Genomic DNA, 19,132 nt, shown 5'->3' with positions numbered 1-19,132 from the left:
GCCCCTCTCGTCTGCTCTGCGAGCTCAGCCGGGCCGTGAGGCCCTGCGGGGCTTAGTTGAACGAGTCGCCGCAGGCGCAGGAGCCCGTGGCGTTCGGGTTGTCGATCGTGAAGCCCTGCTTCTCGATGGTGTCGACGAAGTCGATCGACGCGCCGTGCAGGTACGGAGAGCTCATCCGGTCCGTGACGACCTTCACACCGTCGAAGTCCTTCACGACGTCGCCGTCGAGGGAGCGCTCGTCGAAGAAGAGCTGGTAGCGCAGGCCGGAGCAGCCGCCGGGCTGGACGGCGACGCGCAGCGCCAGGTCATCGCGGCCTTCCTGCTCCAGCAGGGTCCTGACCTTTTCGGCGGCGGCGTCGGACAGGAGGATGCCGTCGCTCACGGTGGTCTTTTCGTCCTGTACGGACATCTGCATTCACTCCCGAAGTGGGCGGCTCCCCACCCAAGGCGGGGAAACGTCGGACTCTTGCCGTCGGTGGCAACGAGCGGGACCGCGGATTCATTCCGGGACCCGACGCGTGTTTCAGAAATTCCATGCTCGCACACCGCCGCGCGGTGGTGGGTCCCCGCGAGGCGCCCGCGGCGGGCGGGCGAATTCGTCACATCGACACTATCGGCATCGTCAAAGTGACGTGAAGCAGTTATGATAGATAACGTCAAATAGACGAGAAGTCGAAGCGAAGGCTTCAGAGTGGCTTCAGAAGTCCCTTGTCGCAGAACAGAAAGGGTGCGTGTCGTGACCACCGCCCAGCCTTTGGACAACCAGCCTTTGGACGTCCAGCCGACGCCCCTTGCCTTGCTGCTGCTCGGCCGTGAGGCCGACCCCAAGAGCGAGCGCGGGGTGGAGTGCCCCGGCGACCTGCCCTCGCCGTCGGACCCGGACCTCGTGGCGCGCGCCCGTGCCGCCAAGGAGAAGCTCGGGGACAAGGTCTTCATCCTCGGCCACCACTACCAGCGTGACGAGGTCATCGAGTTCGCCGACGTCACCGGTGACTCCTTCAAGCTCGCCAAGGACGCGGCCGCCAGGCCGGAGGCCGAGTACATCGTCTTCTGCGGCGTCCACTTCATGGCCGAGTCCGCGGACATCCTCACCTCGGACGACCAGAAGGTGGTCCTGCCGGACCTGGCCGCGGGCTGCTCGATGGCCGACATGGCCACCGCCGAGCAGGTCGCCGAGTGCTGGGACGTGCTGACCGAGGCCGGCATCGCCGGAGCCACGGTCCCCGTCTCGTACATGAACTCCTCGGCCGACATCAAGGCCTTCACCGGCAAGCACGGCGGCACGATCTGTACGTCGTCCAACGCCAAGAAGGCCCTGGAGTGGGCGTTCGAGCAGGGCGAGAAGGTGCTCTTCCTGCCGGACCAGCACCTGGGCCGCAACACCGCCGTCCGCGACATGGGCATGACCCTCGACGACTGCGTGCTGTACAACCCGCACAAGCCGAACGGCGGCCTGACCGTCGAGCAGCTGCGGAACGCCAAGATGATCCTGTGGCGCGGTCACTGCTCGGTGCACGGCCGGTTCTCGGTCGACTCGGTCAACGACGTGCGCGCCCGCATCCCCGGCGTGAACGTGCTGGTCCACCCCGAGTGCAAGCACGAGGTCGTGGCGGCCGCGGACTACGTCGGCTCCACCGAGTACATCATCAAGGCGCTGGAGGCGGCCCCGGCCGGCTCCAAGTGGGCCATCGGCACCGAGCTGAACCTGGTCCAGCGTCTGGCGAACCGTTTCGCCGCGGAGGACAAGGAGGTCGTCTTCCTCGACAAGACGGTCTGCTTCTGCTCGACCATGAACCGCATCGACCTCCCCCACCTGGTGTGGACCCTGGAGTCCCTGGCCGAGGGCAACCTCGTCAACCGGATCCAGGTCGACAAGGAGACCGCGGACTTCGCCAAGCTCGCCCTGGAGCGGATGCTCGCGCTTCCGTAGCGGACCTTGCCGCAACGCCCGAAGGGCCGCCCCTCCTGCGAGGGGCGGCCCTTCGGCCTGTACGGGTCCTGCGTCGTCCGTCAGACCTTGACGGGGCTCTCGTCCTCCGCCGGGGCGGCCGGGGCCGGGACCACGGTCAGGCGGGCCGTCTTCTTCGCGCTGCGGCGCTCCTTGCGGAGCTCCAGCATCGTGTAGAGGGTCGGCACCAGGAGCAGGGTCAGCAGGGTGGAGCTGATCAGGCCGCCGATGACGACCACCGCCAGCGGCTGCGAGATGAAGCCGCCCTCGCCGGTGACGCCCAGCGCCATCGGGAGCAGCGCGAAGATCGTCGCCAGTGCCGTCATCAGGATCGGGCGCAGACGGTGGCGGCCGCCCTCGACGACCGCCTCGATCACTCCGTAGCCCTGGGCCCGGTACTGGTTGACCAGGTCGATCAGGACGATCGCGTTGGTCACGACGATGCCGATGAGCATCAGCATGCCGATCAGCGCCGGGACGCCGAGCGGGGTGCCGGTGACCAGGAGCAGGCCGAGCGCGCCGGTCGCCGCGAACGGGATGGAGACCAGCAGGATCAGCGGCTGCACCAGCGAGCGGAAGGTCGCGACCAGCAGCATGAACACGATCGCGATGGCCGCGAGCATGGCCAGGCCCAGCTGGCCGAAGGCCTCGCTCTGGTCCTGTCCGACGCCGCCGATGGTGGCCGTGGCGCCCGCGGGCAGGTCCAGGGCCTTGATCTTCGACTGCAGGGTGGAGCTGACGGCGCCGGTGTTGTCGCCGACCGGCTTCGCGCTGATGGTCGCGGCGCGGGCGCCGTCGATCCGGGTCATCGCGACGGGGCCGGGGACCTCCTTGACCTCGGCGATGTCGCCGAGCTTCACGGGGCCGACGGGCAGCGCCTGCAGCTCGGCCAGGGTGGTGGCCGGCTGCGCGGACCTGATGACGATGTCCCGCTCGGTGTCGTCCAGTACCGCCTTGCCCGCCGGGTTGCCGCGTACGGCCTGGCCGACGATGGCGCCGAGGGCGGCCTGGTTCAGGCCGAACTCCGCGGCCTTGGGGGTGGCGGTGACCGAGATCCGGGGCACGGACTGGGACAGGTCGCTCTGGACGTCGGTGACGTCCTCGATCTTCGCGACCTCGGCGCGGACCTGCTCGGCGGCCTGGGCCAGGACGGCCCCGTCACCGGCCTTGACGACGACGCTGAGGTTCTGGCTGCCGAAGCCGTCGCCGGCGGCGATGGTGGTCTCGCCGATGCCGCTCAGCCCCTTGAGGGCGGTCTCGATGTGCTTCTTGGCCGCCTCGGTCTTGCCCGAGTTCTCCAGGGTGACCTGGTAGGAGGCCTGGTTGGAGCCCGTACCGCCACCGAAGGCGGCCATGAAGCCGGAGGAGCCGACGGTGACCTGGTAGTCCTTGACCCCGTCGGTCCCGTCCAGAACCTTCTCGACCTTGCGGCTCGCCTCGTCCGCGGCGGCCAGCGAGGTGCCGGGCGGCAACTGCTGCTTGATGCTCAGGACTTCCTGCTCGCCCTGGTCGAAGAAGTTCGTCTTGAGCAGCGGGGTCATGCCCAGCGTCGCGATGAACACCACGACGGCGACCACCAGGGTGGCGACCCGGCGGCGGGTGACCAGGCCCAGCGCCCGTACGTAGAACTGCTGGAGCTTGCTGCGGGACTCCTTCTCCTCGGCCTCGCGGCGGGCCTTCTCGATGCTCGCGGCGTCCCCCTCGCTGACGCCCTTCGGCGCGCGCAGGAACCAGTACGAGAGCACCGGCACGACCGTCAGGGAGACGAGCAGCGAGGCCAGCAGGGCCGCGGTGACGGTGATGGAGAACGGGCCGAAGAACTGGCCGACCATGCCGCCGACGAAGGCGATCGGCAGGAAGACGGCGACGGTGGTGAGCGTGGAGGAGGTGACCGCGCCGGCCACCTCCTTGACCGCGGTGATGATCGCGCTCTGTCGTTCCTCGCCGTAGCCGAGGTGGCGCTTGATGTTCTCCAGGACCACGATCGAGTCGTCGACGACCCGGCCGATGGCGATGGTGAGCGCGCCCAGCGTCAGCATGTTGAGGGAGAGGTCGCGGGTCCACAGCACGATCAGCGCGAGGACGACGGACAGCGGGATGGAGACCGCGGTGACCAGCGTCGAGCGCAGCGAGCCGAGGAAGACCAGGATCACGACGACCGCGAAGACCAGGCCGAGCAGGCCCTCGGTGGTCAGGCCCGAGATGGACTTGGCGACGGCCGGGCCCTGGTCGCTGACCACGGCCAGGTCGGCGCCGGAGCCGAGGGTGGTGCGGAGCTCGGGCAGCTTGTCCTTGACCGCGTCCGAGATGGCGACGGCGCTGCCGTCCTTGTCCATGGTGAGGACCAGGGCGAGGCTGGGCTTGCCGTTGGTGCGGGTGAGGGAGTCGGCCTTCGCCGGCTCCTGCTTCACGCTCGCCACGTCGCCGAGGCGGACGGCCGGCTTGCCCGGTCCGGCGGTGAGGCGCAGGTCCTCCAGCTGGGCGAGCGAGGTGTAGCCCGAACCGACGCGCACGGTGCGGTTCTTGCCCGCCTCGTCGAAGGAGCCGGCGGGGATCGTGGCGCCGCCCGCCTGGAGGCCCTGGGCCAGGGCCGCGCCGTCGAGGCCGGCGGCGGCGAGCTTGGCGTTGTCGGGGGTGACGGTGACCTGGAGGTCCCGGACCCCGTCGACGGTGACCTGGCCGACGCCCGCGATGTCCTCCAGCGCGGGGACGACGGACTTGGTCAGCTGGTCGGCAAGCGCCTGCTGGTCCTTGTCGGAGGTCACGGCGAGGACCACCGTCGGGATGTCGTCGGTGGAACCGGCGATCACCTGCGGGTCGACCTCGGCGGGCAGCCGTACGCGGGCCCGGTTGACGGCCTGCTGGACATCGGCGACGAGCTGCTTGGTGCCCTCGTCGCCGTAGTCGAAGGTCGCCATGATGAGGGCGTTGCCCTCGCTGGCGGTGGAGGTGATGCCGGTGATGCCGTCGACGCCCTTGAGCAGGGCCTCGATCGGTTCGACGACCTGCTTCTCCACCACGTCGGGCGAGGCGCCCTGGTACGGCGCGAGCACGGTCACCATCGGCAGGTCGATGGAGGGCAGCAGCTGCTGCTTGAGCTGCGGGATGGCAATGGCGCCGAAGAGGAGCGCGACGAGCGACACGAGGCCGATCAGCGCCCTCTGGGCGAGGCTGAAGCGGGACAGCCGGAACATGGGTATGGGGATCTCTCTGCAGGGACGCGGTGACGTCGACGAGGCATGACGGACGGCCGTGCCTTCGGGCACGCGCGGGGCCCCTCAGCCTCTCCCGCGCACGGGCACGCCGACGTCGCCCCCAGGTCCCGTCCTTATCCGGGGCATACCGCGTCCGCAGTAGGCGGGACTACTCCCGAACCGCGCAGAACCGCTCCGAGCCGCGCCGGCCTACTCGACCCTGGGCCGGACTAGTCCCGATTCGTAGGCGATGACCACCAATTGCGCCCTGTCCCGGGCGCCGAGCTTGGACATGGCCCGGTTCACGTGGGTCTTGACGGTGAGCGGGCTGACTTCCAGCCGGCGGGCGATCTCGTCGTTGGACAGGCCCGCCGCCACGAGGACGAGGACCTCGCGCTCGCGTCCGGTCAGCGCGGCGAGGCGCTGCGCGTGGGCGGCGCCGGCCGCGGGGGTGGTTCCGTCGCCGCCGCCCTGCGCGAGGAAGGTGGCGATGAGCCCCTTGGTGGCGGCCGGGGAGAGCAGTGCGTCGCCGGCGGCCGCGACGCGGATGGCGTTGAGCAGTTCCTCGGGCTCGGCGCCCTTGCCGAGGAAGCCGGAGGCGCCCGCCCGCAGGGCCGCCGCCACGTACTCGTCCACCTCGAAGGTCGTCAGCATCACCACGCGCACGTCGGCCAGTTCGGGGTCGGCGCTGATCAGCCGGGTGGCGGCGAGGCCGTCGGTGCCGGGCATCCGGATGTCCATGAGCACGACGTCGGGCCGCTCCGTGCGCGCCAGCTCGAAGGCCTGCGCCCCGTCGGAGGCCTCCCCGACGACGTACATGTCGGCCTCGGAGTCGACGAGCACCTTGAACGCGCTGCGCAGCAGGGCCTGGTCGTCGGCGAGGAGCACCCGGATGGGCGTCGGGGCCTGGTTCGGGGTCTTTTCCACGCCCTGACCCTACGTCGTCCCCCGCGGCGCGGTCCGGGGCGGGCCCGGCCGGTGGCGAGGCCTCAGCCCAGGGCCAGTACCACCAGGGCCGTCGTCGCCGAGACCTCGGCCAGGGCTCCGAACACGTCACCCGTGACCCCGTCGAAGCGGCGCACGCAGCGGCGGAGCAGGGCCTCCGCGGCCAGCAGGGCGGCCAGGACCGCGACCGCGTGCTGCGCGACCGCCGGCAGGCCCAGCGGCAGTGCGGCCGCGCCGGACAGCACCACCGTGAGCGCGGCGACCCGGGTGGCGGTGCCCAGCGGGACGACTCCGGCGACCGCCGCGCCCAGCCCCTCGGGGCGGGCCGGGGGGACCCCGTCGCGGGAGGCCAGGGTCATGGCGAGCCGGGCGGTGACGGCGGCGACCACGGCGGCCAGCGCCCCCCGGATCCAGCTGTCGGCGTACGCGTCGGCCAGCGCCGCGACCTGGACCAGCAGCACGAACACGAGTGCCACCACCCCGAAGGGGCCGATGTCGGACTGCTTCATGATGCGCAGCGCGGCGTCGGCCGGCTTGGCGCTGCCCAGTCCGTCCACCGTGTCGGCGAGGCCGTCCAGGTGCAGGGCGCGGGTCAGGGCCGCCGGTACGGCCACGGTGACGGCAGCCGCGAGCAGCGGACCTCCGCCGCCCAGCAGCAGGAGCACCCCGGGCACGGCCGCGAGGAGCCCCACGACGAGCCCGGCGAGCGGGGCGCAGGCCATGCCGGTGCGGGCGGCGGGGCGGTCCCAGCGGGTGATGCGCGCGGGCAGCACGGTGAGCGTGCCGAAGGCGAAGCGGACCCCGTCGAGCAGGGAGGCCCGGTCCGTGGGCGGGGTCAGGGGCGAGCCGTCGTACGAATCTGTCATCGGCGCGAACGCTACCCGCTCGACGGGACCGGTAAGTTACCCATAACGCCCCAAATCGGGAGGTGGTGGCATGGGTCACTGGTGGTATCGCAACATCGTGGAGCCGGGGAAGCTCCCGCTGCTCCTCGCACTGCTCTCCTTCGTCCTGTCCTTCCTGGTCACCCGCATGATCACCCGCATGATCCGGGCGGGCCGGGGGCCCTTCAAGAACGTCACCCCGGGCGGCATGCACATCCACCACGTGGTCCCCGGTGTGATCCTCGTGATCATCGGCGGCTTCGGCGCCATCGGCAGCGCCCGGCACAGCTTCGGGGCGGGCGTGTCAGCCGTGATCTTCGGGCTGGGAGCGGGGCTGGTGCTGGACGAGTTCGCGCTGATCCTGCACCTGGACGACGTCTACTGGAGCGAGCAGGGGCGCACGAGCGTGGAGATCGTGGTCCTGACGGCGGCGATCGTGGCGCTGGTGCTGGGCGGCTTCCTGCCCTTCGGGGTCAACGACCTCACCGAGGACGAACGGCACAACCGCGGGCTGGTCGCCATGAACACGGCGACCAACTTCTTCCTGGCCCTGATCGCCCTGTGGAAGGGCAAACCGCGCACCGCGTTCTTCGGCACGGTCATCCCCTTCGTCGCGCTGATCGGCGCGATCCGGCTCGCCCGGCCCGGTTCCCCGTACGCGAAGAAGTTCTACGTCAACCGCCCGAAGGCCCGCGCCAAGGCGGGGCTGCGCGCCTTCCACCACGACCGCCGCTGGGCCTCGCCGCGGCGCAGGTTCGAGAACTTCATCGGCGGGACCCCGGACCCGGAGCGGAAGGTCTCCAAGAGCGAGAAGCACTGACGGCACGGACAGCGACAGCACGGACGCGGCCGGAACGGAGGAAGGGCCCACCCCGACGGGGGTGGGCCCTTCCTTCACGTCTCAGCCCGGGATCAGCCCGTCGTCGCTGAGCATCTCCCGCACCTCGTCCAGTGAGGCGTCGGGGGCGGGCAGGATCAGCTCGGAGGGCTCCAGCGCCTCGTCGGGCAGCGGTTCGCCGAGGCGCCGTACGGCTTCGAGGAGCTCGCCCAGCGTGCGCCGGAAGCCCGCCTCGTCACCGCTCTCCATCTCCGCGAGCAGTTCGTCGTCCAGCTTGTTGAGCTCGGTGAAGTGGCTGTCCGCCAGCTCCACCTGACCTTCCCCCATGATGCGGACAATCATGACGGGCCCCGTCCTACTGCTTGTCGAACCGGTGCTGGGTCTGCGACTGCTGGCCGGCGCCGGGGGTGCCGCCCTCGATGGCCGACTGCTGGGCGGAGGGGCCGCCCGCCAGCTCGGCCTTCATGCGCTGGAGCTCCAGCTCCACGTCGGTCCCGCCGGAGAGACGGTCGAGCTCGGCCTGGATGTCGTCCTTGGAGCCGAGGCCGCTGCGGTCGTCGAGCGCGCCGGAGGCGAGCAGCTCGTCGATCGCGCCGGCGCGGGCCTGGAGCTGCGCCGTCTTGTCCTCGGCGCGCTGGATGGCGAGGCCGACGTCGCTCATCTCCTCGGAGATGCCGGAGAAGGACTCGGCGATCCGCGTCTGCGCCTGGGCGGCCGTGTACGTGGCCTTGATGGTCTCCTTCTTCGTGCGGAAGGCGTCCACCTTGGCCTGCAGCCGCTGCGCGGCGAGGGTCAGCTTCTCCTCCTCGCCCTGGAGGGTCTGGTGCTGCACCTCCAGGTCGCTGACCTGCTGCTGCAGCGAGGCGCGACGGGACAGGGCCTCGCGGGCCAGGTCCTCGCGGCCGAGCGCCAGCGCCTTGCGGCCCTGGTCCTCCAGCTTGCTGGACTGGCCCTGGAGCTGGTTGAGCTGCAGCTCCAGCCGCTTGCGGGAGGTCGCCACGTCGGCAACGCCGCGGCGCACCTTCTGAAGCAGCTCCAGCTGCTTCTGGTACGAGTAGTCGAGGGTCTCGCGCGGGTCCTCGGCCCGGTCCAGGGCCTTGTTCGCCTTCGCGCGGAAGATCATCCCCATACGCTTCATGACACCGCTCATGGGCTTCGCGCGCCCCCTTCTAGACGGACTGTGCTCCAGGTCACCAACAAGACCCACAGTACGGGCCCTGTCTCTATTACCGCACTGTTCGAGCGGGGATGCGCTCCTCCTCCAGGACGACTGCTCGTCCTCCGTGTCAGGCGTAAGGAGTAGGTGCTCCCCCAGGTAAGGACGCCCGCCGTTGCCGGATCGTTCCCCGCCGGGATGGGGCGCGTGGCCACAACCACGTACCCTTGGGTTTGTGTTTGGTAGCCGATCCTCCAAGGAAGAGAAGGACGCCGCCACCGACAAGGTGAGCGCCGACCTCTCGCAGTCCCGTGACCCTCAGGCCCCGAAGGGCCGCCCGACGCCGAAGCGTGCTGTGGCCCAGTCGCAGCGCAAGGCCGTGGTGGCCTCGACCGGCAACCGCAAGGAGGATGCCAAGCGAGCTCGTGAGCGCCGCCGGGTCGAGATGACCAAGCAGCGCGAGGCCCTCGCCAATGGCGACGAGCGTTATCTGCCCAACCGCGACAAGGGTCCCGTGCGCCGGTACGTGCGCGACTTCGTGGACTCCCGCTTCTCCGTCGCCGAGATGTTCCTGCCGCTGGCCGTGATCATCCTGGTGCTGAGCATGGTGCGGGTTCCGTCCATCCAGAACATCGCGCTCCTGCTGTGGCTCGGCGTGATCGCGCTGATCATCGTCGACTCCGTCGGCATGTTCATCCGCCTGCGCAAGGCCCTGAACGAGCGCTTCCCGAACGAGCCCAAGCGCGGCGCCGTCGCGTACGGCCTGATGCGCACCCTCCAGATGCGCCGGCTGCGTCTGCCGAAGCCGCAGGTCAAGCGCGGGGAACGGCCCTGAGCCGAGGAACGCCCGGAGCGTTCGGCGGGGGTGGCTTCACGGACGGGGCCCGTCTTTGGCTCGAAGGCCTGGGCGGGCTCCGCAACGTGGTGCGCCAAGAGCTCGTCGGCCGTCAGGTCGACGAGCAGATCGCGCAGCGCTTCGCCGTGGGGCAGCGGCTGCGCGTCCTCGACGTCGGCATGGGCCAGGGCACCCAGGCACTGCGCCTGGCCCGCGCCGGGCACATGGTGACCGGTCTGGAGCAGGACCCGGCCATGCTGGCCGTCGCCCGTGAGGTGCTGGCCGCCGAGCCCCCCGGGATCCGGGACCGCGTCCGCCTCATGGAGGGCGACGGCCGGGAGACCGGCGCGCACTTCCTGCCGGGCAGCTTCGACGTCGTGCTCTGCCACGGCGTCCTCATGTACCTGCCCGAGCCGGACGCCATGGTCGCCGGGCTCGCCCGGATGCTGGCGCCCGGCGGACTGCTGTCCCTGCTGGTGCGCAACGGCGACGCCCTCGCGATGCGGCCCGGCCTGCACGGCGACTGGACGGCCGCGCTGGCCGCCTTCGACGGCGTCGACTATACGAACCGGCTGGGCCTGGACGTACGCGCCGACCGGCTGGCCACGCTGACCGCGACCCTGTCGGGGATCGGCGCCCCGCTGCAGACCTGGTACGGCGTACGCGTCTTCACCGACGGCACCGAGGCCGGTGACAAGCTCCCCGACGAAGCGGAACTGGAGGGGCTGCTCGCCGCCGAGGACCGCGCCGGGCGGACCGACCCCTACCGCGGGGTCGCCGCGCTGCTGCACCTGTGCGGCGTACGGGGCTGAGCGCCCGGGCGGCCCCCGGGCACCACGACACGGCAGAGCCCGGACCCCCTGAGGGGTCCGGGCTCTCGCGCGCCCCGGCCTGATCCGGCCTGATCCGGCCTGACCGGTCAGCGCCGGTCGGCGCCGGTCCGCGCCGGTTAGAGTTCCGCGGCCTCGCGCAGGCTCATCGTGTAGAGCTGGACCCCGTTGTCGTCGGACAGCTTCACCTGTTCGGTACCGCCCTCCAGCAGGTCCTTCCAGTACTCGCCGATCCAGGATTCGGCGTCCCCCTGCGTGGTGAACTCCTCCGGCACCACCGACGGGCTCGTCTCATCGCCGTCGGCCGTCTCGAACCGCCACGTCCACGCCATGTCCGCCTCCGTTGCTCGTCCGCTTCTCACACGCTTCTCGCCTTGAGTGTGCCCGCAGACTAACCGGGCGCGCAGCAGTCCCGGCGACGCGGGAGGATCATCCTGTGGAACTCACTCTGCTCGGCACCGGCACACCCGAAGGACTGCCCCGCCCCGGCTGTCCCTGCGCCGCCTGCGCGCTCTCCGTGGGGCCCCGGGCGCGCGCCGCCACCTCCGTGCTCGTGGACGGGGCGCTGCTGCTGGACCTGACCCCCGGGGCGGTGCTCGCCGGCGCCCGGGCGGGGCATTCGCTGGCCGCCGTACGGCAGGTCCTGCTGACCCACCCGCACGACGGGCCCCCCGTGGAGCTGCCGCCGGGGCTGCCGGCGGCCGGGCGGGTGCCGGACGGGCGGGAGCTCGCGGTGATCTCCGGGCACCGGGTGCGGGCCGTGCCGATGGACGCGCCGGGCACCGGGTACGAGGTGACCGGGCCCGACGGTGCCCGGATGCTGTACCTGCCGCCGGGCGGCGCCCCGGCCGGGACCTCGGGCACCAGCGGGCGGCGTCCGTACGACGTGGTCCTCGCGGACGTGCTCGGCCGGCCGGAGGCGCTGGCGCGGCTGCGGGCCAGCGGGGCGGTGGGCCCGGCGACGGACGTGATCGCCGTCCACCTGGACCACGACACCCCGCCGGGCGCGGAACTGGAGCGCCGGTGCGCCGCCGCGGGCGCGCGGACGGTGGCGGACGGGACCACGGTGGCGGCCGGGGAGTACCGGCCGGCGCCCGAAGTGCCGCGGCGGACCCTGGTCCTGGGCGGGGCCCGGTCCGGCAAGTCGTACGAGGCCGAGCGCCGGCTGACCGGCTACCCGGAGGTCGTCTACGTGGCCACGGGCGGTACGCGCGAGGGCGACGCGGAATGGGCCGCACGGATCGGGCTCCACCGCGAGCGCAGGGCCTCGTCCTGGCGGACGGTGGAGACCTGCGATCTGGTGCCGCTGCTGGAACAGGAGGGCCCGGCGCTGCTCATCGACTGCCTGGCGCTGTGGCTCACGGACGCGATGGACCGGGCCGGTGCCTGGGAGGACGCGGTCTGGGCGGACAAGGGCGCCGCGGAGCTGCGGGAACGGACCGAAGCGCTGGTGGCCGCCGTCCGCGCGACCCGCAGGCCGGTGGTGCTGGTGAGCAACGAGGTCGGCTCGGGCGTGGTCCCCGCGACCGCGTCGGGGCGCCGGTTCCGCGACGAGCTGGGGCGGCTGAACGCGGGGGTCGCCGGGGAGTGCGAGCACGTCCTCCTGGTGGTGGCGGGGCAGGCGCTGGTCCTGAAGCAGTAGCCGCGGGCACCTGCAACGAAACGCGGCGCACGGACCGTTCGGGCGCCGCTGGGGCCTGTCGTCAAACTCGCGTGCCAGGCGTCGCGGGGCAGACGGGGGTTTGACGACAGGCCCTAGGGGCCGCTGTACCCTCTGGCAAATGACCACGCTGAATCTCGACGACTTCTCCGATCTGATCGAGCGCCCCGACGGGGGCGTCCGGCGTGACGCCGAGGAACGCCGTGAACGGCTGGCCGTGCCGGTCGGGGCGCTGGGGCGGCTCGACGAACTCGCCGAGTGGCTCGCCGCCGCGCAGGGCCATGTGCCGGTCAAGCCGATCGAGCGGCCCCGCGTCGTGCTGTTCGCCGCCGACCACGGAGTGGCCTCCGAGGGGGTCTCCGTGCGTCCCGCCGGCAGCGCCCACGAGCTGGTGCGGGCCGTCCTGGACGGCCGGAGCCCGGTGGCGATCCTGGCCGCGCGGCTCGGCGCCTCCGTACGGATCGTGGACGCCGGCCTGGACTGTCATCTCGACCTGCTGCCTCCGGAGATCACCAAGCACCGCGTCCGGCGCGGCAGCGGGCGGATCGACGTGGAGGACGCGCTGACGACCGAGGAGGCCCGGGCCGCGCTGCGCCTCGGGATCCAGATCGCCGACGAGGAGGCCGACTCCGGGACCGACCTGGTCGTCCTCGGCGACCTGAGCGTCGGCGGGACCACCGTCGCCGCGACCCTCGTCGCCGCCCTGTGCGGCACCGACGCCTCCGTGGTCACCGGCCGCGGCGGCATGCCGATCGACGACCTGACCTGGATGCGCAAGTGCGCGGCGATCCGCGACGCGCTGCGACGCGCCCGGCCCGTCCTCGGGGATCAGGTCGCGCTGCTCGCCACCGTCGGCGGCGCCGACGTGGCCGCGATCACCGGCTTCCTGCTCCAGTGCGCGGTGCGCCGTACCCCCGTGATCCTCGACGGGGTCGTCTCGGCGGCCTGCGGGCTGGTGGCCCAGCGGGCCGCTTTCCGGGCCCCGGACTGGTGGCTGGCCGGACAGGCGAGCGGCGAGCCCGGCCAGGCCAAGGCACTGGACCGGATGGCGCTCAACCCCGTGCTCGATCACGGCGTCACTGTGGGAGAAGGAACCGGGGCCCTGCTGGCTCTTCCCCTCGTCCAGGCGGCCGCCGCACTCGCGGCGGAACTCCCCGAACGAGTGGTCGAGCCCACCGAATGAGTCGCCGGGGTCCGCGGCCCTGACCAGGCCGCGGCCCTCCGGACATCACCACGGACTGCAATGCCCCATATGATCGCTTTTTATGGGAGAGGTCCGTTTGACCAGCGCAGAGACCGATCGGAAGACCGACCGAGGAACCGGTGGGGATCCGAACGGCAGAAACAATCCGGGGGGCGGGCGGGGGAACGCCCAGGCCGGCACCCAGGAGAAGTCCCAGGGGGACACCCGGGAGACCGGCCGGGGAAGCGCCCGCTCGCGGCGCGGCGCCGCCTTCGCGGTGTGGTACTTGCGTGCCGTCACCTTCGTCAACCTGCTCAGCGCGGTGTGGTTCTCGCTCGGCCAGGACCTGCGCCGGCACAGCACCGCCGATTTCTACACCCCGTACCTGCTCACGGCGGGCTTCGCCTCCGCGGCGTTCTCGCTGCTGCTCACCGTCACCATGGGCCGCCGCAAACGCGCGGCGTGGATCCTCAACCTCGTGCTCAGCGGGCTGCTCCTGGCGGCCTTCGCCATGGCCGCCGTCGCCTCCTTCACCCCGTGCTCGGGGGGCTCCCACGAGTTCTGCTACCCGGAGTTCCGCGTCCACCCCCAGAACTGGGTGGCCTTCGGGCTGACCGCGCTCTTCGTCGGCGCCCTCCTGCTGGGCCGCCGGGAGTTCTACGCCAAGGGCGACCGCTCCAACCCGCTGCTGGCCAGCCTGGTCGCCTCCGTCGGCCTGCTGGTGACCTCGCTGGTCGCCGCCCTGCTCGTCGGCGCGACCAACACCGACCCGGACGCCGCGGACGCCACGTTCCTGGCCCGCTGGCGGTACGGCGTGATGCGGCTGGTCACCCTGGCCCCGGACGACAAGGCGTACAACACGATCACCACCCCGGGCTGGGTGGACGTGACGATCAACGTGATGTCGACGCTGCTGCTGCTCGCCGTGCTGTTCGCGGCCTTCCGCTCGCGCCGCGCCGTGGACCCGCTCGGCGAGGAGGACGAGGAGAAGCTGCGCCTGCTGCTCGCCCGGCACGGCGACCGCGACTCGCTGGGCTACTTCGCGCTGCGCCGCGAGAAGTCCGTCATCTGGTCCCCCACCGGCAAGGCCGCGGTCACCTACCGCGTCGTCGGCGGGGTCTCCCTGGCCTCCGGCGACCCGATCGGGGACCCCGAGGCCTGGCCCGGCGCGATCGAACCCTGGCTGGCCGAGGCCCGCGAGCACGGCTGGGTCCCCGCCGTCATGGGCGCCAGCGAGGAAGCCGGGCAGATCTACGCCCGGCACGGACTGGACGCGCTGGAGCTGGGCGACGAGGCCATCGTCGAGACCGACGAGTTCACCCTGGAGGGCCGCGCCATGCGGACCGTCCGCCAGGCGTACAACCGGGTCAAGCGGGCCGGGTACACCGTCCGCATCCGCCGCCACGCCGACATCCCCGCCGAGGAGATGGACGTGCTCCTGGTGCGCGCCGACGACTGGCGCGACGGCGCGACCGAGCGCGGCTTCTCGATGGCGCTGGGCCGGCTGGGCGATCCCGACGACGGCCAGTGCGTGATGCTGGAGTGCTTCGACGGCGAGGGCGAACTGCGCGCCGTGCTGTCCTTCGTGCCCTGGGGCCCCAAGGGTCTGTCGCTGGACCTGATGCGCCGTGACCGGGACTCCGAGAACGGCCTGATGGAGTTCATGGTCATCGAACTCCTGGAACGCGCCAAGGAGATCGGGGTCACCCAGGTCTCGCTCAACTTCGCGATGTTCCGGTCCGTATTCGAGCGCGGGTCGAAGCTCGGCGCCGGTCCGGTGCTGCGTCTGTGGCGCTCGCTGCTGAGCTTCTTCTCGCGCTGGTGGCAGATCGAGTCCCTCTACCGGGCCAACGCCAAATACCGGCCGATCTGGGAACCGCGGTTCATGCTCTTCGAGAAGAGTTCGGACCTGCTGCGGATCGGAATCGCGGCGGGCCGGGCCGAGGGCTTCCTGGAAGCACCCGGGCTGCCGAAGTGGATGCACCGCAGACATCTGGAGAGCAAGCGTTGAGCACCGGCTCACTGCGGCGGTTCGCCCGCCGCGAGTGGGGACCCCTCTACCGGACGGTCCGGGACGCGCTCGTCCGCGACAAGTGGCGGGCGATCCCGATGACCCTCGGCGCGGTCTGCCTGACCGCGGTCTTCCAGATCGTGCAGCAGACCTCGTGGGGCTTCCAGCCGGTCCAGGACCTCGGGTCGGTCAAGGCCGTCGACCCGTTCTGGCTGGCCCTGCTGCGGACCCCGCTGTCGCTGTTCGTCCCGGCGCTGGACCTGCCGGTGTGGGGGGCGCTCGCGCAGATCCTGCTCGTCTTCGGGATCTCGGAGATCTGCATCGGCTGGTGGCGCACGCTGCTCATCGGCTACGTGGCCACCCTGGCCGGGACCACGTACGCGCGGATCGGGCTCTCGCTGGGCCCGGACCACCCCTTCGGCCTGCCCGCGTCGGACCGGATCGTCAACGACACCGGGCCCTCGGCGGCGGTGGTCGGGCTCGCCGTGTACGTCTGCTGGCGCTACCGGGCGTACCTGACCGGCTCCGTCGTGATCCTGGTCATGATCGGCGAACTGCTCTTCAAGGACAACCTGGCGGGCAAGGAGCACCTGGCCGCCATCGCCTCGGTGATGCTGATCTGCCTGGTCCGCGCCAAGTGGGGCCCGGAGCGCTCCCGCGCCCCGCTGGGGCGGCCCCCGGCCGCGAGCCAGCCTCCGGCTCCGCCCGGGACGCCTCCCGCGGCGCCGCCCCGGGTCTGAGAACGCGCGCGGGGCCGTACCGTATCGGGGTGACGACAGACCTCGGGCCGTTCGCCCCCACACGGCAGTGGATGCGGGACCATCCGCTGGCCACCGACGCCGTACTGGCGTTCGGGGCGCTCGTCGCCATGGTCGTCGCGTCCTTCGCCGACCCGCACGGGGAGTACGGGCCGACCTTCGGGACCCGCACCCCCGAGCCGTTCTCGCTGGTCCTCATGGTGCTCGGCGCGGCCACCCTGGTGCTGCGGCGCCGGCGGCCGCGCGCGGTGCTGGCCGTGGCCGTCGGGCTCTCGCTGCTGGAACTGACCACCGGGGAGCCGCGGGCGCCCGTCGCCATGTGCACGGTGATCGCCCTGTACACGGTGGCCTCCCGCACCGACCGGCCCACCACCTGGAAGCTCGGCCTGCTCACCATGGCCGGGCTGACGGGCGTGGCCATGCTGGCCGGGCCGCTGCCCTGGTACTCCCAGGAGAACCTCGGCATCTTCGCCTGGACCGGCATGGCCGCGGCCGCCGGGGACGCGGTGCGCAGCCGCCGGGCCTTCATCGACGCCATCCAGGAGCGGGCCGAGCGCGCCGAGCGGACCCGCGAGGAGGAGGCCCGGCGCCGGGTCGCCGAGGAGCGGCTGCGGATCGCCCGGGACCTGCACGACGTGGTGGCCCATCACATCGCCCTGGTCAACGTGCAGGCCGGGGTGGCCGCGCACGTCATGGACAAGCGCCCGGACCAGGCCAAGGAGGCCCTGGCACACGTACGGGACGCCAGCCGCTCGGCCCTGAACGAGCTGCGGGCGACCCTGGGCCTGCTGCGCCAGTCCGGCGACCCGGAGGCTCCGACCGAACCGGCGCCCGGTCTGGCCGTCCTCGACGATCTGGTGGGCACCTTCCGGCACGCCGGGCTCCCGGTGAAGGTGATGGTCCAGCTGGGCCCGGCAGCCGCGGTTCCGCTGCCGGCCGCCGTGGACCTGGCGGCGTACCGGGTGATCCAGGAGGCGCTGACCAACGTCCGCAAGCACGCGGGTCCGGGGGCCGGAGCCGAGGTCAGCGTGGTGCGGGTGGGCGGCTCGGTGGAGGTGACCGTGCTGGACGACGGCGGCTCCGCGGCCGACCCCTCGCCGGAACCCCGCGATCCCGGCGGCGGGCACGGCCTGCTCGGCATGCGCGAACGGGCCGTGGCCCTGGGCGGCTCCTGCTTCGCCGGGCCCCGCTTCGGGGGCGGCTACCGGGTGCACGCGATCCTGCCGGTGGGCTAGGCCGACGCCTCAGGCCCCGCCGGCGAGGTGCGGCGGGGCGTGTGGGCTGAATGCCTTGAGGGTCAGCCGGCGAGCTGGAGGCGGTGGTCGTTGACGAAGGTGCCGAAGCCGGTGGCGACCTTGTGGAAGTCCTTGAAGCCGTTCCCGGTCCCGACGCCGAGGGTCAGGCTGCCGTCCATCTCGACCGCGAGGACGTCGGCCTTGCCGTCACCGGTGATGTCACCGAAGCGGAGGCGGTCCATGGTGACGTAGTCGCCGTATCCGCTGGAAATCGTGTGGTAGTTGGAGAAGCCATCGCCATTGCTGACGGCGAGGGTGAGCGATCCGTTGTTCTCCAGGGCGATCAGGTCCGCCTTGCCGTCACCGGTGATATCGGCGAGCTTGAGCCGGCTGCCGGTCACGTACTCGCCGAAGCCAGAGGCCACCTTGTGGAAGTTGGTGAAGCCGTTGCCGGTACCCACCGCGAGGGTCAGCGATCCATCGCTCTCCACCGCCAGCAGGTCGGCCTTGCCGTCACCGGTGATGTCGGCGGCCTTGAGCCGGCTGTTGTTGACGTATTCGCCGTAACCGCTGGAAATGGTGTGGTAGTTGGTGAAACCACTCCCCGTGCCCTTGGCAAGGGTGATCGTCCCATTGGTTTCCAGACCGATCAGATCCGCCTTGCCATCACCGTCCGCGTCCACGTAGTTCAGCCGGTCGGCAGTCATGTGCAGACCGAAACCACTCGCGATCTTGTGATAGTTCGTGAACCCATTGCCCGTGCCATCGGCGGCGGTGATCGACCCGTCCGACTCCAGAGCCACCAGATCGGCCTTGCCGTCACCCGTCAGGTCACCGCCCGTCGAGTCGGTGATGTTGTCGTAGCGGCGGGGGCTGAAGGTGCCGTGACCGGCGAAGTACGGGTAGTCGACGGTGCGTGCGACGGCACCCCGGCCACCGGCCTCCTCCAGGCCGTGGTACTTGGTGCGTTCGGCGTTGGCCCACCCGTTGAAGATCACCACGTGGCCGTCGTTGCCCGGCGAGGGGTTCAGCAGGATGTCGCCCGGCTTCAGCTCCGACTTCGAGATCGAGGAGGAGAAGCTCGGCAGCGTGGGGGTGGTCTCGCCCCAGTTGTTGGACGCGGAGGTGGCGAGGTTCCAGGCCATCGAGACGAAGCCCGAGCAGTCCGTGCGGTAGCGCTGACCGAAGGACGTCAGGTAGGAGGTCTGGCTGTAGGGGACGCCGGCATCGGTCCACGTCTTGGCCCGGGCTATGACTTCGGCACGGCTGATCCGTCCGCCCACCGCGCTCGCGGCCAGCGTGTTCGCCTGGGGGGCCGCGGCCAGGCCGTTCTTCTTCGCCGCGGCGTCCAGCTCGGCCCGCGTGGCGTTGGTCGGGTTGGGCACCGTCGGGGTGAACGGCGTGATGCCGCTCAGGTCCGCGGCCGGCGCCGAGAGCGGGGCGACCGGGGTCGGCTCGGCGGCGCCCGCCGGGACGGTCACGCCGAGGACGACCGAGGCCAGCGAGGTGGCGAGCAGGGTGGCACGTACGACGGCCGTACGACGGGGTACGCGGGACATGAAGGCGTCTCCAAGTTGTGCGGGCAGGCCTGGGATGGCGACAGGGGGTCGGTGAACAACACTGCCGCGCGACAGGGGAGTTGAGGGACGAGCGGG

The 19,132-nt window shown here is 71.6% G+C and carries 17 protein-coding genes; 9 read left to right on the top strand and 8 right to left on the bottom strand.

The annotated features are described in order from the left end of the window. Nucleotides 1-52 precede the first annotated feature (52 nt). The gene (gene erpA / locus OG276_RS27500; RefSeq protein WP_243330017.1) at nt 53-409 is read right to left on the bottom strand and encodes an iron-sulfur cluster insertion protein ErpA; all 357 of its coding nucleotides are present in this window, start codon (nt 407-409) and stop codon (nt 53-55) included. 318 nt (nt 410-727) lie between these two features. Between erpA and nadA the strand changes: the two genes are divergently transcribed. Then, entirely contained in the window at nt 728-1,930 is a 1,203-nt protein-coding gene (nadA, locus tag OG276_RS27495; RefSeq protein ID WP_266909376.1) for a quinolinate synthase NadA, read from the top strand. Nucleotides 1,931-2,010: 80 nt separating this feature from the next. On the opposite strand, the gene OG276_RS27490 is transcribed toward nadA, so the two are convergent. The 3 genes from OG276_RS27490 to OG276_RS27480 all read right to left on the bottom strand — a co-directional run bounded on the left by OG276_RS27490 (nt 2,011) and on the right by OG276_RS27480 (nt 6,953). After that, nucleotides 2,011-5,142, bottom strand: a complete 3,132-nt coding sequence (locus OG276_RS27490) for an efflux RND transporter permease subunit (RefSeq protein WP_266909375.1) — start codon at nt 5,140-5,142, stop codon at nt 2,011-2,013. A 210-nt stretch (nt 5,143-5,352) separates the two neighbouring features. Next, nucleotides 5,353-6,069: a response regulator transcription factor gene (locus OG276_RS27485; protein ID WP_266909374.1), complete on the bottom strand. Its 717-nt coding sequence runs from the start codon at nt 6,067-6,069 to the stop codon at nt 5,353-5,355. 62 nt (nt 6,070-6,131) lie between these two features. Then, nucleotides 6,132-6,953, bottom strand: coding sequence for an adenosylcobinamide-GDP ribazoletransferase (locus OG276_RS27480; RefSeq protein ID WP_266909373.1), 822 nt, complete (start codon nt 6,951-6,953; stop codon nt 6,132-6,134). Between the two features lie 70 nt (nt 6,954-7,023). Between OG276_RS27480 and OG276_RS27475 the strand changes: the two genes are divergently transcribed. Continuing rightward, on the top strand, nt 7,024-7,791 hold the full coding sequence (locus OG276_RS27475) for a hypothetical protein (RefSeq protein WP_266909372.1): 768 nt from the start codon (nt 7,024-7,026) through the stop codon (nt 7,789-7,791). An 81-nt stretch (nt 7,792-7,872) separates the two neighbouring features. Here the strand turns inward: OG276_RS27475 and OG276_RS27470 are convergent, their stop codons facing one another. Continuing rightward, on the bottom strand, nt 7,873-8,151 hold the full coding sequence (locus OG276_RS27470; protein ID WP_266909371.1) for a hypothetical protein: 279 nt from the start codon (nt 8,149-8,151) through the stop codon (nt 7,873-7,875). 13 nt (nt 8,152-8,164) lie between these two features. Then, nucleotides 8,165-8,959, bottom strand: a complete 795-nt coding sequence (locus OG276_RS27465; protein WP_266909370.1) for a PspA/IM30 family protein — start codon at nt 8,957-8,959, stop codon at nt 8,165-8,167. Nucleotides 8,960-9,200: 241 nt separating this feature from the next. Here OG276_RS27465 and OG276_RS27460 point away from each other — a divergent pair, with 241 nt between their 5' ends. Together OG276_RS27460 and OG276_RS27455 are read left to right on the top strand one after the other, a co-directional pair. Beyond that, entirely contained in the window at nt 9,201-9,800 is a 600-nt protein-coding gene (locus OG276_RS27460) for a DUF3043 domain-containing protein (RefSeq protein WP_266909369.1), read from the top strand. An 89-nt stretch (nt 9,801-9,889) separates the two neighbouring features. Beyond that, entirely contained in the window at nt 9,890-10,612 is a 723-nt protein-coding gene (locus OG276_RS27455; protein ID WP_266913150.1) for a bifunctional 2-polyprenyl-6-hydroxyphenol methylase/3-demethylubiquinol 3-O-methyltransferase UbiG, read from the top strand. 137 nt (nt 10,613-10,749) lie between these two features. Here the strand turns inward: OG276_RS27455 and OG276_RS27450 are convergent, their stop codons facing one another. Then, nucleotides 10,750-10,962 (bottom strand): hypothetical protein, encoded by a 213-nt coding sequence (locus tag OG276_RS27450; RefSeq protein WP_266909368.1) that lies wholly within the window; start codon nt 10,960-10,962, stop codon nt 10,750-10,752. A gap of 104 nt (nt 10,963-11,066) precedes the next feature. Between OG276_RS27450 and OG276_RS27445 the strand changes: the two genes are divergently transcribed. The 5 genes from OG276_RS27445 to OG276_RS27425 all read left to right on the top strand — a co-directional run bounded on the left by OG276_RS27445 (nt 11,067) and on the right by OG276_RS27425 (nt 17,477). Continuing rightward, nucleotides 11,067-12,272 (top strand): bifunctional adenosylcobinamide kinase/adenosylcobinamide-phosphate guanylyltransferase, encoded by a 1,206-nt coding sequence (locus tag OG276_RS27445; protein WP_266909367.1) that lies wholly within the window; start codon nt 11,067-11,069, stop codon nt 12,270-12,272. Nucleotides 12,273-12,411: 139 nt separating this feature from the next. Beyond that, complete coding sequence (cobT, locus tag OG276_RS27440) at nt 12,412-13,473, top strand: nicotinate-nucleotide--dimethylbenzimidazole phosphoribosyltransferase (RefSeq protein ID WP_266909366.1); 1,062 nt, start codon at nt 12,412-12,414, stop codon at nt 13,471-13,473. Nucleotides 13,474-13,555: 82 nt separating this feature from the next. Beyond that, entirely contained in the window at nt 13,556-15,484 is a 1,929-nt protein-coding gene (locus tag OG276_RS27435; protein WP_266909365.1) for a phosphatidylglycerol lysyltransferase domain-containing protein, read from the top strand. Next, nucleotides 15,481-16,224, top strand: coding sequence for a hypothetical protein (locus OG276_RS27430; RefSeq protein ID WP_266909364.1), 744 nt, complete (start codon nt 15,481-15,483; stop codon nt 16,222-16,224). The genes OG276_RS27435 and OG276_RS27430 overlap by 4 nt, the downstream gene beginning before the upstream one ends. A 71-nt stretch (nt 16,225-16,295) precedes the next feature. Next, the gene (locus OG276_RS27425) at nt 16,296-17,477 is read left to right on the top strand and encodes a sensor histidine kinase (RefSeq protein ID WP_266913148.1); all 1,182 of its coding nucleotides are present in this window, start codon (nt 16,296-16,298) and stop codon (nt 17,475-17,477) included. A 62-nt stretch (nt 17,478-17,539) separates the two neighbouring features. Here the strand turns inward: OG276_RS27425 and OG276_RS27420 are convergent, their stop codons facing one another. Beyond that, nucleotides 17,540-19,036, bottom strand: a complete 1,497-nt coding sequence (locus OG276_RS27420; RefSeq protein WP_266909363.1) for a VCBS repeat-containing protein — start codon at nt 19,034-19,036, stop codon at nt 17,540-17,542. Between the last annotated feature and the right edge of the window lie 96 nt (nt 19,037-19,132).

Source organism: Streptomyces sp. NBC_00086, from assembly GCF_026343255.1.
In the GTDB taxonomy this organism is placed as follows: domain Bacteria; phylum Actinomycetota; class Actinomycetes; order Streptomycetales; family Streptomycetaceae; genus Streptomyces.
The sequence above is the reverse complement of the archived record's forward strand: the minus strand, read 5'-3'. Positions and strand labels throughout refer to the sequence as shown.

Bases quoted from the DNA above. Each gene is read 5' to 3' on its own strand.
- erpA (WP_243330017.1), bottom strand. From the start codon at position 409: ATGTCCGTACAGGACGAAAAGACCACCGTGAGCGACGGCATCCTCCTG.
- OG276_RS27490 (WP_266909375.1), bottom strand. From the start codon at position 5,142: ATGTTCCGGCTGTCCCGCTTCAGCCTCGCCCAGAGGGCGCTGATCGGC.
- OG276_RS27480 (WP_266909373.1), bottom strand. From the start codon at position 6,953: ATGACAGATTCGTACGACGGCTCGCCCCTGACCCCGCCCACGGACCGG.
- OG276_RS27475 (WP_266909372.1), top strand. From the start codon at position 7,024: ATGGGTCACTGGTGGTATCGCAACATCGTGGAGCCGGGGAAGCTCCCG.
- OG276_RS27470 (WP_266909371.1), bottom strand. From the start codon at position 8,151: ATGATTGTCCGCATCATGGGGGAAGGTCAGGTGGAGCTGGCGGACAGC.
- OG276_RS27465 (WP_266909370.1), bottom strand. From the start codon at position 8,959: ATGAGCGGTGTCATGAAGCGTATGGGGATGATCTTCCGCGCGAAGGCG.
- OG276_RS27450 (WP_266909368.1), bottom strand. From the start codon at position 10,962: ATGGCGTGGACGTGGCGGTTCGAGACGGCCGACGGCGATGAGACGAGC.
- cobT (WP_266909366.1), top strand. From the start codon at position 12,412: ATGACCACGCTGAATCTCGACGACTTCTCCGATCTGATCGAGCGCCCC.
- OG276_RS27435 (WP_266909365.1), top strand. From the start codon at position 13,556: ATGGGAGAGGTCCGTTTGACCAGCGCAGAGACCGATCGGAAGACCGAC.
- OG276_RS27425 (WP_266913148.1), top strand. From the start codon at position 16,296: ATGCGGGACCATCCGCTGGCCACCGACGCCGTACTGGCGTTCGGGGCG.
- OG276_RS27420 (WP_266909363.1), bottom strand. From the start codon at position 19,036: ATGTCCCGCGTACCCCGTCGTACGGCCGTCGTACGTGCCACCCTGCTC.